Genomic DNA, 14,488 nt, shown 5'->3' with positions numbered 1-14,488 from the left:
GGCTGCAGGCCACCTCCGGATGCCTCACCGGGACTTTTCCGGACGCGGATGTGATGAAGGAAACACGCCGCCGGAAGAACAGCCTTAAATAGAAACAGGCCGGCTGATCAGCCGGCCTGTTTCTATTCGGATGCGGAATTCACCGCAGCGTCATCATCGCGGAAATTATCCCGATGAGGTGACTACCACTTGCCCTTGCGGTTGAAGTCGCGGTGGCCGCCCTCGTTGCCATGGCGCGGCTTGCGCGAGCCGTCGCCGTGGCCGCCGAAGCGGGAGTCGCTCGACTGGCCGCGCTCACCGAAGGAACGTTCGGAACGCTCGCTGTACGAACGGCCGCCGCGGTCCGCGGAGGAACGCTCGCCGTCGTTCTTGCGGAATTCCTTCTTGAAACCGCCGCCGCCCTTGAAGTTGCCGCCGCGGTCGCCGCCACGGTTGCCCTGGTAGCCGCCGCGGTCACCGGAAGGCTTGCGGCCGGAGTCCAGCTCGAGGTGGATCAGCTCGCCGCCGATCCGCGTGCGGGACAGGGCCTTCAGCTGATCGGGGCTCAGGTCTGCCGGCAGCTCCACCAGCGAGTGGTCGGAGCGGATGTCGATGCCGCCGATCTGCGACGACGAGATGCCGCCTTCGTTGGCGATGGCGCCCACGATGGAACCCGGCATGACGCGCTGGCGGCGTCCGACGGCGATCCGGTAGGTGGCGTTGCCCTCCGTGAGCGCACGGGTCGGGCCGCGGGAGCCGAAGCCGTCCTTGGACCGTTCGCGCTTCTGGTACTCCGGAGCAGCAGGCAGTTCCTTGACCAGCAGCGGCTGGCCGCCCTGGGCCATCACGGCCAGTGCCGCAGCGATTTCTGCTGCCGGCACGTTGTGCTCTTCCTCGTAGGACGCGATCAGGTCACGGAATGCCGCCACGTCTTCGGACTCGAGCGTCTCGGTGATCTTGTCGGCGAACTTGCCCAGGCGCAGGGTGTTGACGGTTTCGGCGGTTGGCAGGTGCATCTGCTCCACGGGCTGGCGCGTGGCCTTCTCAATGGAACGCAGCAGGTACTTCTCGCGCGGAGTCATGAACAGGATCGCGTCGCCGGACCGGCCGGCACGGCCGGTGCGGCCGATACGGTGCACGTATGACTCGGTATCGTGCGGGATGTCGTAGTTGACCACGTGGCTGATGCGCTCGACGTCAAGACCGCGGGCGGCGACGTCGGTGGCAACCAGGATGTCGATGCGGCCTTCCTTGAGCGCGTCGACGGTACGTTCGCGCTGCTGCTGCGGGATGTCGCCGTTGATGGCGGCAGCCTGGAAGCCGCGGGCGCGCAGCTTGTCGGCGAGGTCCTCGGTGGCCATCTTGGTGCGGACGAACGCGATGACGCCGTCGAACTCTTCGACCTCGAGGATGCGGGTCATGGCATCGAGCTTGTGCGGGCCCATGACCTGCAGGTAGCGCTGGCGGGTGTTGGCGCCGGTGGTGGTCTTGGACTTGACCTGGACCTCGGCCGGGTTGTTCAGGTACTGCTTGGACATCCGGCGGATCTGGCTCGGCATGGTGGCGGAGAACAGTGCCACCTGGCGGTCCGACGGGGTCTGCTGGAAGATCTGCTCGACGTCTTCGGCGAAGCCCATGCGGAGCATTTCGTCGGCCTCGTCCAGCACCAGGTACTGGAGCTCGGACAGGTCCAGGGAGCCCTTGGCGATGTGGTCGATCACTCGGCCGGGAGTACCAACGACAACCTGGGCGCCGCGGCGAAGGCCGGCGAGCTGGGGGCCGTAGGCGGAGCCGCCGTAGACGGGGAGGACGGTGAAGTCATCGATGTGCTTGGCGTACGAGGTGAAGGCCTCGGCAACCTGGAGCGCGAGCTCGCGGGTCGGGGCGAGAACCAGGGCCTGCGTCTTGCGGGACGGGCCGTTGAGGTCGTGGAGCTCGGCCAGGCGGGACAGTGCCGGTACTGCGAATGCTGCAGTCTTACCGGTGCCGGTCTGGGCGAGGCCCACGACGTCGCGGCCTTCAAGCAGCAGCGGGATGGTTGCTGCCTGGATCGGGGAAGGCTTTTCGTAGCCGACGTCCTGCAGGGCGGCCAGCACGCGGCCGTCGATGCCGAGATCGGCGAACTTCACGCCTTCTTCATCGTTTTCATCGACTTTGGCAGCAGGGGCCTCAGCGGCAGGGGCTGCGGCTTCGGCGGGCTCGGCTGCGGGGACAGCAGCCTCGGTGAATTCAACGTTGGCGGTTTCGGCGGTTGCCGTCTCAGTGGCGTTGATGTTCTGGGCGTCGTCGTGATTTTCGGGCATAGGGAAATGTTCCTCATCCATAGGGGGCCAGGCGGCACAACCCGAGGTGAGCGGAGCCGCAGTACATGTGCCGTGGGCGCCGGGCATACATTGACCGGCCGGTCACGTAGAAGTCCGGCGCTTTCGCAATCCCGTGGCAGGACTTCACACTGCATCTCTTGGCTGCTATCCCAGCAGTCTGTACAGCGTTTTCTTCAGCCGGCTCTCCCTATGAAACTGCCCGCATCACATTGGCGGGCCCCAACACTTGCCAGTCCTGCCTCAAAAATTGGGCAGGAATAAGGGATTTCCGGAGTGGGGGATATTTCAAGTGTAAGGCATGACCCCCCATGCGACCGAACCGAGGGGCCGGCAGGGGTGGTGAGCTTGGGCACACGCGGCATTTCTGCACCGGTTTCCGCGGCGGCCGCGGCCGGCGCCCGCGCCGGTCCAGGGGGCACTTACGGGGGAACCCGGCCAAAGCGGTGCAGAAATGCGGCAAGGCCGCCGGGCCAGCTCCTGCGTACTAGCGGCCCACGCGGCGGAGCATCTTCTCGAACCGGTCGTGGTACTCGGGCTGCAGCCGGATTTCGCCGTCGGCCTCGGCATCGCGCAGGGCCTCGATGGCGTCGACGTCGGGCTCGCTGAACCAGCGGCCGACGGTCACACCATGCTTGGGCACGAAGAGGCGGTGGATGTGGTCGCCGGCCTGCACAGAGCCGGTCTTGGTGACGCGCAGGTAGGCACCCACCCGGCCAGCCTGCGTGAACCGCTTGACCCACTGGATCTCGTCCATGCGCCGCTGGAAGGTAGCGCACGGAACTCGCGGCGAGGTGACCTCAACCTCAACGTCCAGCCCGATCCGCCAACGTTCACCGATGACGGCGCCCGTGGTCTCGATCCCTGCCACGCGGAGGTTCTCCCCGAAGATCCCGGGCGGCAGTTCGCGCTGCAGCTCGCCGATCCAGTAGTCGGCGTCGGCCTGGGAGTAAGCGTAGAGTGCCTGGTCCTCTCCCCCGTGGTGGATGCGGCTGGCCTGGATGTCGGCGTGCAGACCGAGCTTGTGCACCTTGACCGGGCCGTCCACCGGCCGTTTGTCGATGGCGGTGACGCCCACGCTTCCCTCGTCCGGGAGGAGCTGGTGGACCCGGCAAACGGCAAGAAGAGTGGCTGTGTGCATGGCATTAGTCTAGGTTCTCGGCCTGACCAGCGCTTTTGGTGGTTCCGAGGGATAGTCGGGCAGGGAAATTTATTCACCGCAGCACCTTCCAGCCACTAGGCTTGCTGCAGTGTTTACCGGCATGGACAGCCGGTTCCGCCGGCCGCAGCCAAGCGTTCCGGCCGCCACCAGCGCCGCGTTCAGCAGCACACGTATTCGACAGCACACGTATTCAACAGCATGGAGCAGCAGGGGGAACCATGGACCCGGAGAAGGACCCGAGCAAGGACGCTCACGGGGGCCGGAGCGACGACGAGTCCGGCGGGAACGACCGCTCGGGCGGTGCGTCCGGCGGCCCGGCCAAGCCGCCGCCATGGCAGGTGCCGAAACCTGAGCTCCACCCCGAACTGCTGACCCCCGGCACACCCGGACAGGAAAGCCCCGGAAAGCCAAAGGCGGGGAAGCCCCGCAAGGGAACCGCAGGCGCACAGAAGCAGGGCCCAGGCGGCCAAGGCCCCGGAAACCAGAACCAAACCGGATTCCCCCAGCCCAGCCCCGTCTTCGACCCGTTCGCCCGTGACCGCGAGCGCGACGCCGCTGCACGGAAGAAGCGGTCGCAGCGCCGCACGGTGGTGGTGGGCCTCGGCGTCACGGCGCTCCTGGCCGGCACCATCACGGCGATCGTGGCCAGCAACGAGCAGGACCCCGACTACGCCCAGGTCTGCTTCAACGAGGAAACCGGTGAGCGGGTCGAGGATACCCAGTGCAACAGCTCGGCCGGGCGCGGCGGGGCCCTCTACGCCTGGTACTTCTATTCGCGCGGGGCCAGCGTCCCGGGCATCGGCCAGAACCGGACGGCCTACCCGAACTTCACCAGGACGGTGCCGCAGGGGGCCAAGACGTCCACGGGCTACAGCAGCAAGGGCGGGACAGTCAGCAGGGGCGGCTTCGGCAGCAGCTCCAAGGGCGGAAGCACGGGAGGCTAGTCGTGAAGCGGTTACTTTCGGAGCCCCGGCCGGACTGGAAGCAGAAAATCGAGGAACAGGGCCTGGTGTTCTCCACCACCACCCTGCCTGGTGGCAACAAGATCGAGTACTGGAACGAGGCCGCCTACTACGAATTCACCATGGACGAGGTGGAGGCACTTGAGGTCACAGCCGAGGACATGCACAGAATGTGCCTGGAGGCCGCGAAGTTCCTGGCCACGGGTGCCATGGGCCCGATCGGCATCGGTCCGCAGGCGCTGGAACTGGCCGCCGAGTCGCTGCAGGCCGGGGACGTGGACATCTACGGGCGCTTCGACTTCATCTATGACGGCCAGGGCGGCCCCGCCAAGATGCTCGAGTACAACGCGGACACCCCCACCGGCCTCATCGAGGCGGCCGTGGCCCAGTGGTTCTGGCTGCAGGACGTCTTCCCGGAGAAGGACCAATGGAACGGGATCCACGAGGCACTGATCCGGCAGTGGAAGAAGCTGCAGTACCGCACGGGGATGAGCACCTTGCACGTGGCCCACTCCGAGGCCGAGGAATCCGGTGAGGACTGGATGACGGCCGCCTACATGCGGGACGTGGCCGGCCAGGCAGGGTGGACCACCATCGGCATCAACATGTCGGACATCGGCTGGGACCCCAATCTGAAGCGCTTTGTGGACATGGACAACTTCATGATCAGCACCATCTTCAAGCTCTACCCCTGGGAGCTGATGATGAAGGAGCCCTTCGGCCACCGACTGCTGCAGCGCTCGCACAATCCCCGCTGGGTGGAGCCGGCCTGGAAAATGCTGCTGTCCAACAAGGCGCTCCTGGCCGCCCTCTGGCACCTCTACCCGGACCACCCGAACCTGCTGCCCGCCTATCTCAATGATCCCGGCCCGCTGCGGGAATGGGTGGCCAAGCCGCTGCACGGACGCGAAGGCGACAACATTCGGATCCACGCTGAGGGCATCAGCCTGGAGAAGCCGGGCGGATACGGCCGCGAGGGCTGGTGCTACCAGCAGTACCACTCCCTCCCCGACTTCGACGGCAACCACCCGGTCCTTGGCCTGTGGGTGGTGGACGGCGAATCGGTGGGTTGCGGCATCCGCGAGTCGGACGGGCCGGTCACTGATTACTTCTGCCGCTTTGTCCCGAACACCATTGACGCGCCGGCGCCGCTGAGCGTGCAGGCGGCACAGGCCAACGCGAACAAGGCAGGTATAGCTTTATGAGAACAGGTGCTCGATGAGGACACGAACGACGACGACGGCGGCCGGCGGCGCCGGGGGCCAGCCCGCCGGTGCCGTCCCCGGCAAGGGGCTCCGCGCTGGGATCCTGGACCTCGGCGACTCGGTGATGCTGGGCCTCGCCTCCACAGCGCCGGTGTACTCGCTGGCCGCGACCTTGGGCCTGATCGTGGCCGTCAACGGCAACTACACACCGCTCATCCTGGTCCTGGGCTTCATTCCCGTGCTGTTCATCGCCTACGCTTTCCGCGAGCTCAACAGCGCCATGCCGGACTGCGGCACCACCTTCATCTGGGCACGCCGCGCCTTCGGCCCCTGGGCGGGGTGGCTGGGCGGCTGGGGCGTGGCCCTGGCCGGCGTCGTGGTCCTGGCCAACCTGGCGCAGGTGGCGGGCCAGTACCTTTGGCTCCTCATCGGCGACGGGTCCCTAGCGGGGAACAAGACGGTGGTGACGGCCACCGGCGTCGTTTTCATCGCCTTCATGACCATGGTCAACTACCGCGGGATCCGGCTGGGTGAGCACGTCCAGCGGACCCTGACGTACATCCAGTACATTTCGCTGGGCATCTTTGCCGTGGCGATCATCCTGCGGATCGCGGGCCTGACCGGCGGGGCGCCGGCGGGCCAGCCGTTCGACGTCGAATGGTTCAACCCGGCCGGGGCGTTCGCCGATCCCGGCGCAGTGGTCCACGGCATCCTGCTGGCCCTGTTCATCTACTGGGGCTGGGACACGTGCTTGGCGGTGAACGAGGAGACTGAGAACCCGGCCACCACCCCGGGCCGCGGGGCGGTGATCTCGGCATTCGTGCTGGTGGCCATCTACGTCTCGGTGGCGTTGCTGGTGATGATGTACGCGTCCGTGGGTACAGAGGGAATCGGGCTGGCCAACGCCGAAAACCAGGACGACGTGTTCCTTGCCATGAAGGACGTGGTGCTGGGTCCGTGGGGCTGGCTGATTGTGGTGGCAGTGCTGGCATCCGTGCTTTCCTCCACCCAGACCACCATCCTGCCCACCGCCCGCGGTACCCTCTCCATGGGTGTGCACCGGGCTCTGCCGCCGAAGTTCGGGGAGGTCCACGAGCGGAACCGGACCCCCGGCTTTTCCACCCAGGTGATGGGCGCCGCCGCGGTCGTCTACTACGTGGCCATGAGCTTCCTCAGCGAGAACCTGCTGTCCGATTCAATTAGCTCCATCAGCCTGTTCATCGCCTTTTACTACGCCCTGACCGGCTTTGCCTGCGCCTGGTACTTCCGGAATACCTTGCGCGAATCCGCCCGCAACCTGTGGTTCCGCGGTTTCCTTCCGATGTTCGGGGCCCTGCTGCTGACCGCGGCATTTTTCATCTCGGCGGCGCAGATGTGGGATCCGGCTTACGGAAACACACAGATCTTCGGCGTCGGCGGGGCCTTTGTCAGCGGCGTGGTGCTGCTGGCCCTGGGCGTCGTGTTGGCCGCTGTCTGCCGGTTCCTGCCGTCAACCCGTGAGTACTTCGTGGGCCGGAAGCAGGTTCCCGCAGGAAAATAGCGCCGGCACGTAGGATGCTGCAATGAGCAACGACGCCCTTGATCCTGCGGAAGCCACGGCCGAGTACGGACTCCCGGACCCCTCGGATGTCCTGGCACTGGATTCCCTGCTGTCCCACGATGAACTGGCCCTCCGGCAGCGGATCAGGGACTTCACCGACCAGCAGATCCGCCCGGACATCGCGGACTGGTACGAGCAGGGGGTCTTCCCCCTGCACCTGCCCGCGCAGCTGGGCGAGCTGGGCGTCCTGGGCATGCATCTGGAGGGCTACGGCTGCCCCGGCCGGTCCGCCGTCGAGTACGGCCTGGCCGCCATGGAACTGGAGGCCGGCGACTCCGGAATCCGCACGTTCGTCTCGGTCCAGGGTTCACTGGCGATGAGCGCCATCCACAAATGGGGCTCGGAGGACCAGAAACAGGAGTGGCTCCCCCGGATGGCCGCCGGCGAGGTGATCGGCTGCTTCGCACTGACCGAACCGACGGCGGGCTCCGACCCGTCGTCGATGGCCACCGCCGCGCGGCGGGACGGAACCGGCGAGGACGCGGGCTGGATCCTGGACGGAGCCAAGCGCTGGATCGGGCTCGCCTCCGTGGCCGACGTCCTGGTGGTTTGGGCGAGAACAAACGACGGCGTCCGCGGCTTCCTCGTTCCCGCCGGCACGGCGGGCGTCACCGCCACGCCGATCGGGCGGAAACTGTCCATGCGCGCGTCCATCCAATGCGATGTGACGTTCGACGGCGTTCGGCTGGGTTCGGAGGCGCAGTTGCCCGGCGCCCAGGGACTGAGCGGCCCGTTCAGCTGCCTCAACGAGGCGCGGTACGGCATCGCCTGGGGCGCCATGGGCGCAGCCCGGGACTCGTATGAGGCGGCGCTGCAGTATTCGGTGGAGCGCCAGCAGTTCGGCAAACCGCTGGCGGGCTACCAACTGACGCAGGAGAAGCTCGTCAACATGCTGCTCGAGGTCCAGAAGGGCACCATGCTCGCCCTGCACCTGGGCCGGCTCAAGGACGCCGGGCGCCTCCGCCCCGAGCAGATCTCGCTGGCCAAGCTGAACAACGTCCGCGAGGCCATCAAGGTGGCGCGCGACGCCCGGACCATCCTGGGCGGCAACGGCATCACGCTCGACTATTCGCCTCTGCGGCACGCCGCCAACCTCGAGTCGGTGCGGACATATGAGGGCACCGACGAGGTCCACACGCTGATCCTGGGCCAGCACATCACGGGGCTCCCGGCGTTCCGCTGAGCCGCGTTGCCGGCTCTCGCCGCGGCCGCATTGCCGGGAGCATACTGGGCACATGGCTGACGCTGACGATTTCCTGGCCTTGGGAAGGCCCGAGGAACATCGGGTGGACAGTAGTGCCGAAGATTGGTTCTTGACTCGCGATGAGCGGGGGAATGCGGCCACTGAGGTGCACGCGGGCTGTGCCGGATCGCCGCCCTGGTCGGAGGGCAACCTCGTGCGCCCCCTTATTCATGGCGCCACCTACTTCGCCCGGCTGCATGAGGAGCTGTCAGCCCTGAATTCGGGAGACCGCGTGTGGTTCACCGACTGGCGTGGCGATTCCGACGAGCGGCTGACGGCGGATGGACCGACGATCGGCGAGTTGCTGGCACGGTTGGCCCGGGCCGGAGTGGAAGTGCGCGGCCTGATTTGGCGGTCCCACGGGGAGCGCGTGTCAGCCCCGATGAGCTGGCGTTCCAACGAACTCCTCAGCCGCCAGATCAACGACGCCGGCGGGGAGGTGCTGCTGGATCAGCGTGTGCGCCTCTTCGGCTGCCATCACCAGAAACTGGTCGTCATCCGCCGGCGGAACGATCCGTCGCTGGACACCGCGTTCGTGGGCGGAATCGATCTTTCCCACAGCCGCCGGGACGATGCCGATCACGGAGGAGACCCGCAGGCGGTGGCCATGGATTCCAGGTACGGAAAAACGCCGCCTTGGCACGATGCCGCACTCGAACTCCGTGGCCCGGTGGTTGCGGATGTGCTGGAACTGTTCGCCGAGCGGTGGAACGACCCCCATCCCCTGGACCGCCGCACACCGTACCGGATGCTGCTGCAGCGCCTGGCCGATATGCCCCGGCACCCCGAACCGCTCCCGGCCACTGCCCCGCCCCCGCCGCCCGCGGGACCTCACGCCGTGCAGCTGCTGCGCACCTACGGCATGAAGCACCCGCCGTTCCCGTTCGCACCCGACGGTGAACGAAGCATCGCCCGGGCCTACACGAAAGCCTTCGCCCAGGCCCGCTCGCTGATCTACATCGAGGACCAGTACCTGTGGTCTGAAGAGGTCGCGGCCGGAATCGCGACGGCCCTCGAAAATAACCCCGAGTTGAACGTGATCGCCGTCGTGCCTCGCTACCCGGACTCCGACGGAATACTCGGCGGGCCGCCCAAGCGGGTCGGGCAGATGCGTGCCATCAGCAGGATGCGCCGGGTTGCGCCCGGCAGAGTCGGGGTGTTTGATCTGGAAAACACTGCCGGGACTCCGATCTATGTCCATGCCAAGATCTGCATCATCGACGACGCCTGGTTCACCTGCGGATCGGACAACTTCAACCGCCGCTCCTGGACCACGGACAGCGAGCTCACCTGCGCAGTGGTCGACACCGCGGCCAGTCAGCGGGAACCGCCCGGTACAGACAGCAGTACAGACGCCGGACAAGGGGCAAACACGGGCCCCGGCGCCTCCCGGCCGCTGGCCTACGGGCTGCGGCTCGAGCTGTGGGCCGAACACCTGGGCGTGGACGAGGATGACCCCCAGCTCCACTCCCCTGCGGCCGGGCTTGAACTCTGGAACGCCGCCGCCGATGCGCTGGACCGTTGGCACGCAACTGGCCGCCACGGGCCCCGCCCCAAGGGTCATGTGCGCCACCACGCTCCTGAGCCCGTGCCGCCCTTTCAGCGTCTCTGGGCAGGCGCTGCAAACCGCCTGGTAGTCGACCCGGACGGCCGCCCCCGCAGGATGCGCGGCACCACCCCGTTTTAGGCGGGCAAGTCCAGGTTCCAGCGGCCGCCCCAGCATCTTGCCCGCCCCCAAAAAGCGCCAGAAAGCGTCAGGCCGAAAACCCGCCGTCGGCCTTAATGAGCTGACCGGAAACCCAACGGCCCGCCGGGGACAGCAGGAACGCCACGGTTGCCGCCACGTCGGAGGGGGTGCCCAGGCGGCCGCCGGGCTGGCGCCGGGCCAGTTCTTCACGGATCTGGCCGTCCATCCAGCCGGTGTCCACGGGTCCGGGATTCAGCACATTGGCGCTGATGCCCAGCGGTCCAAGCTCACGCGCCGCGGCGATCACAATCCGGTCCAGCGCCCCCTTGGACGCACCGTACGGCAGGTTGAACGCTGTGTGGTCGCTGGTCAGCGCGACGATCGCACCGCCGTCGTCCGCTGCCTGCTGCGCGAAGGCGCGGACCAGCTGCCAGCTGGCCCGGGTGTTCACGGCGAAATGCCGCTCGAAGCTTTCGAGGGTGGTGTCCAGGATGCCCGAGTCGACGGACTCGGCGTGGCTGAGGACCATGGCGTGCAGGGTCCCCGCCTGCGCGGCCACGTCGGCCATCAGCCGGTCGACGGCGCCCGGGTCCTGGAAGTTGGCAGGCAGGGCCACCACCCTGGAGCCGATGGCCTCCAGTTCGGTGGTGAGCCGGCCGACGTCGTCCGGCTGGATTCCCCACGGCATCCGGGCGTCGTAGTCCTGCCAGTAGGTCAGCACCAGGTCCCAGCCGTCGGCGGCCAGCTGGCGGGCGATCCCCGCGCCGATCCCGGCGAGCCGCCCGGCGCCGGTGACCAGTGCGGTGCTCATTCCGCCAGCTCCGTCACCGCATCGCGCCGGAGGGCCACGAGCCAGCACGCCATCATGGCCAGCGCGCAGAAAACTCCGGCGCTGGATGCCATGATCCACAGCTCCGGCGTCTGGAGGTTGAGGTTTTCGGCGCCTAGGGCCGTGCCGATGGTCTTCGGCGAGAACAGGAACACGACGGTGGACACGCCCAGGACGGCGGCCATCACCCCGCGCTGCAGCCGGTACCGCCGAGGCGTTTCGCGCAGCGTCCAGGCGAACGCCGGAAGCACCGCGGCCATCCAGACCCAGTGGTGCGACCACGAGACGGGGCTGATCAGGAGCATGGTGGTCGCCGTGGCGGAAATGGCCACCACCCTTGCGCCCTGGCTGCTGGCCACCCTGATGAGGGCGGCGCCCAGACCCACAACGAGCAGGCTCACGAGCAGCCAGGGCACGTTCACTGCGTCCGCCGGAACTCCGAAGTGCAGCAGCGCACCCTTGATGGAAAGGTTGTCCACGTAGCCGGCGCCGCCGATCCGGGACGTGTCGGGAAGAATTTCCAGCCAGAAGCTGAGGGACTCGGCGGGGCGGAGCAGCCAGCCCAGCAGCACGGTGAACGCGAAGCCGGCGCACATGTTCAGCAGCCCGCGCCAGTCCTTCCGCACCAGGAAATACAGGCCGAAGACCAGTGGTGTCAGCTTTATTCCTGCGGCAACGCCCACCAGGAAACCGCTGCCGGGCAGGCCGTTCCGCCATCGGGGGTTGCGGGTCAGCAGGTCCGCCGTCATCAGCCCCAGCAGGAGGATGTTGATCTGGCCGAAGGCCAGGGTTTCGCGCCATGGCCCAAGATTGAGGACCGCCAGAAAAAGCACGACGGCGCCGAGCCGGTTGAGCGCGGACCGGAATGTCAGCGAAGCGAAGGTGCTGCGCCAGCTGGGCTTGCTGTTCCAGTAGCGGACGCCGAGCGCCGCCACCCAGACGGCCACAGCAACGCCTGCAGTGTTGAACAGCATCAGCGCGGTGGCCTGCGGCAGTTTCGCGAGCAGGCTGAAGATCAGCGCCGCGAACGGCGGGTAGGTGAAGGGCAGTTCCGGGCCGCCTGCCCAGTTGACCGTGGGCTGGTAGAGGCCCGACGGTGCCAGGCCGGAGTCGTTGAGGATCTTGCCGCCGTACCAGTAGACGCTGAAGTCCAGGCCCTTCTCGCCCCAGGCATCCAACCGCGAGGTCACGAAAAAGGCCGCGGCGAGCACGGCGAGAAGAACCACCAGTTCGACGGCGGCCAGCGCTGCCCGGCGCCGGCGCAGCTGCAGTTCGGCGGTCTGCGCCAACCACTGGCCGGGGAGTTCGGCGGCGTCTTCGGGTCTGTCGTTCTTTGTTCGGGCAGTAAGCAATGCCATTCAGTGTCCCCCAGGTGTAGTCCGGCTGCGCCTCCGGGACGCGTAGCGCGTTCTGCCGCAAGAGCCGGCGCCGCCGCGGGCGCCCCGCCTAGTCTACTGAAGCCGCGGCCACCGCTGCGGGCTTCCGTCGCCCGGTGTCTTTGCGGATGGTGGCGCTGATCACCGCGGCGATGGTGCACATCGCGGCGGCGCCGAACCACGCGTAGGTGTAGTGGCCGGTGGCATCCCGGATGGCTCCAGCGGCCAGGGCTGCCGCGGCGGCGCCGAGCTGGTGCGCGGCAAATACCCAGCCGAACACCACGCTGCCGTCGGCGCCGAACACCTGGCGGCAGATCGCGGCGGTCGGGGGAACGGTGGCCACCCAATCCAGGCCGTAGATCACCACGAACACGATCATGCTGGGCTGGACCGAGGAGCCCAGCAGCAGCGGGAGCACCAGGAGCCCGATCCCGCGGAACTGGTAGTACACGGCGAGCAGGATCCGGGGGTTGAACCGGTCGGTCAGCCAGCCGGAGGCGATGGTGCCCAGGATGTCGAAGATCCCGACGACGGCGAGCAGGCCGGCCGCCGTCGTTTCCGGCATGCCGTGGTCATGGGCGGAGGGGATGAAGTGTGTGCCGATCAGCCCGTTGGTCGTGGCGCCGCAGATGGCGAACCCGGCAGCGAGCGCCCAGAAGGTCCGGTTCCTGCTGGCGCTCCGCAGCACCTGCAGAGCCCGGACGGCTGCGTTGCGGCGGGGCCCTGCCGGCTCCGGGGCAGCGGCTGCTTCCGACTCTCCTGAAGGGGCGCCGGACGGTTCCTCTGCCCCGTAAGGCAACGCCCCGACGTCGGCCGGGGAATTTTTCAGGAACTTCAGGACCAGCGGAACCACGGCCAGGGCACCGGCGGCGATGAGTAGCGAGGCCTGGCGCCAGCCCGGGTCCTGGGCGAGCATCGCGATGAACGGCAGGAAGACCAACTGCCCGGCGGCGCTGCCGGCGGTCAGGATGCCGATCACCAGTCCCCGGCTTTTGCTGAACCAGGTGTTGGCGATGGTCGCCGCGAACACCAGCGCCATCGATCCGGTGCCCAGGCCAATCAGCAGGCCCCAGGTGAGGAGGATCTGCCAGGACTGGTTAACCAGCACGGTCAGGGCGCTGCCGGCGCCGATCAGCCCGAGGGCGACGGCGGTGACGGCGCGGATGCCGAACCGTTCCATGAGGGCCGCGGCGAAGGGGGCCGTGAGCCCGAACAGCACCAGGTTGATGCTGACCGCGGCCGACAGCACGGTGGTGGACCAGCCGAACTCCTGCTGCAGGGGCACCATGAGCACACCGGGCGCGGCACGGAAGCCGGCAGCCCCGACGAGCGCCAGGAACGCCACCGCCGCAACGGCCCACGCCGGATGCAGCCGGCGCCGTTTCTTCTGCCCCTCGCCCGGCTTCTCCGGCTCCTCCTCGTTTGGAGTTTCCGCCCCCTCCCCTCGAGTTTTAGTCCCGATATCGTCCTCTAATAGGCCTTCAGGGCGCGATGTCTGGACATAAACTCCGGGGTCCTCGGGGGTGGTCATGCGGCTGTTCCTTCTTTTCCGCCGCCTTGTACGCGGGTGGTGGGTGTGTTGGTCGTTGTCTCGCGTTGCCGGGGCGCCGTCGCCAGCGGGACCGGCTCTTCTGTTCGGGTCAGGCTGTGCCAGCTGGTGTTCTCGGCGGTGAGCCGTTCCCCGCACCCGGTGCAGGTGTCCGCGGAGGACGTCCGCTGCCCGCAGGTTGCGTGGACCACGTACATGTGGGCGTGCTCCGACGGCGCCGGCAGGTGATTTTCTGACCAGATCACGACGGCGTTGAGTACCGGCAGGGCGTCCTCCCCTTTGGCCGTGAGGACATACTCCTGGCGGGTGCGTCCGCCGTCGCCATACGGCTGTTTAGCCAGCAGGCCGGACTCCACGAGGGAAGCGAGCCGGCGGGTGAGGACCGAGTCGGCCACCTGGAGGCGCGTCTTCATCGCGTCGAAGCGGCCGTTGCCGAAGAAGACCTCGCGGAGGACCAGCATGCCCCAGGGGTCGCCGAAAATGTCCAGGCCGCGGGCCATGCTGCAGTTGCGCTGGGACCAGTCGGAGCGGAGAGCCATGCTGCGAGACTAGCTGACTTTCTTGAAGAAAGCTAG

At 67.5% G+C, this 14,488-nt stretch carries 11 protein-coding genes; 5 read left to right on the top strand and 6 right to left on the bottom strand.

The features are described from left to right. Nucleotides 1–182 precede the first annotated feature (182 nt). Both DBZ45_RS17555 and DBZ45_RS17550 read right to left on the bottom strand, forming a co-directional pair. The gene (locus DBZ45_RS17555; protein WP_111905137.1) at nt 183–2,282 is read right to left on the bottom strand and encodes a DEAD/DEAH box helicase; all 2,100 of its coding nucleotides are present in this window, start codon (nt 2,280–2,282) and stop codon (nt 183–185) included. A gap of 505 nt (nt 2,283–2,787) precedes the next feature. Further along, nucleotides 2,788–3,441: an MOSC domain-containing protein gene (locus tag DBZ45_RS17550; protein ID WP_111905136.1), complete on the bottom strand. Its 654-nt coding sequence runs from the start codon at nt 3,439–3,441 to the stop codon at nt 2,788–2,790. A gap of 239 nt (nt 3,442–3,680) precedes the next feature. Between DBZ45_RS17550 and DBZ45_RS17545 the strand changes: the two genes are divergently transcribed. The 5 genes from DBZ45_RS17545 to DBZ45_RS17525 are packed head-to-tail and all read left to right on the top strand — an operon-like array spanning nt 3,681 to nt 10,159. Beyond that, entirely contained in the window at nt 3,681–4,406 is a 726-nt protein-coding gene (locus tag DBZ45_RS17545) for a Tat pathway signal protein (protein ID WP_111905135.1), read from the top strand. 2 nt (nt 4,407–4,408) lie between these two features. Continuing rightward, nucleotides 4,409–5,629, top strand: coding sequence for a glutathionylspermidine synthase family protein (locus tag DBZ45_RS17540; protein ID WP_111905134.1), 1,221 nt, complete (start codon nt 4,409–4,411; stop codon nt 5,627–5,629). A 13-nt stretch (nt 5,630–5,642) separates the two neighbouring features. Further along, nucleotides 5,643–7,169, top strand: a complete 1,527-nt coding sequence (locus DBZ45_RS17535) for an APC family permease (RefSeq protein WP_111905133.1) — start codon at nt 5,643–5,645, stop codon at nt 7,167–7,169. Nucleotides 7,170–7,191: 22 nt separating this feature from the next. Continuing rightward, the gene (locus tag DBZ45_RS17530; RefSeq protein ID WP_111905132.1) at nt 7,192–8,412 is read left to right on the top strand and encodes an acyl-CoA dehydrogenase family protein; all 1,221 of its coding nucleotides are present in this window, start codon (nt 7,192–7,194) and stop codon (nt 8,410–8,412) included. A gap of 52 nt (nt 8,413–8,464) precedes the next feature. Next, a complete protein-coding gene (locus DBZ45_RS17525; protein WP_146617537.1) occupies nt 8,465–10,159 on the top strand; it encodes a phospholipase D family protein in 1,695 nt (564 codons plus the stop codon). 67 nt (nt 10,160–10,226) lie between these two features. On the opposite strand, the gene DBZ45_RS17520 is transcribed toward DBZ45_RS17525, so the two are convergent. From DBZ45_RS17520 to DBZ45_RS17505, 4 genes are all read right to left on the bottom strand, one after another. Next, entirely contained in the window at nt 10,227–10,970 is a 744-nt protein-coding gene (locus tag DBZ45_RS17520; RefSeq protein ID WP_111905130.1) for an SDR family oxidoreductase, read from the bottom strand. After that, the gene (locus DBZ45_RS17515) at nt 10,967–12,346 is read right to left on the bottom strand and encodes a glycosyltransferase 87 family protein (protein WP_223257142.1); all 1,380 of its coding nucleotides are present in this window, start codon (nt 12,344–12,346) and stop codon (nt 10,967–10,969) included. The genes DBZ45_RS17520 and DBZ45_RS17515 overlap by 4 nt, the downstream gene beginning before the upstream one ends. 88 nt (nt 12,347–12,434) lie before the next feature. Then, nucleotides 12,435–13,895, bottom strand: a complete 1,461-nt coding sequence (locus tag DBZ45_RS17510; protein ID WP_111905129.1) for an MFS transporter — start codon at nt 13,893–13,895, stop codon at nt 12,435–12,437. Further along, on the bottom strand, nt 13,892–14,452 hold the full coding sequence (locus DBZ45_RS17505) for a winged helix-turn-helix transcriptional regulator (RefSeq protein ID WP_111905128.1): 561 nt from the start codon (nt 14,450–14,452) through the stop codon (nt 13,892–13,894). The genes DBZ45_RS17510 and DBZ45_RS17505 overlap by 4 nt, the downstream gene beginning before the upstream one ends. Between the last annotated feature and the right edge of the window lie 36 nt (nt 14,453–14,488).

Source organism: Arthrobacter globiformis (genome assembly GCF_003261175.1).
GTDB classification, from domain to species: domain Bacteria; phylum Actinomycetota; class Actinomycetes; order Actinomycetales; family Micrococcaceae; genus Arthrobacter; species Arthrobacter globiformis_A.
This window is presented reverse-complemented; position numbering and strand designations above follow the sequence as displayed.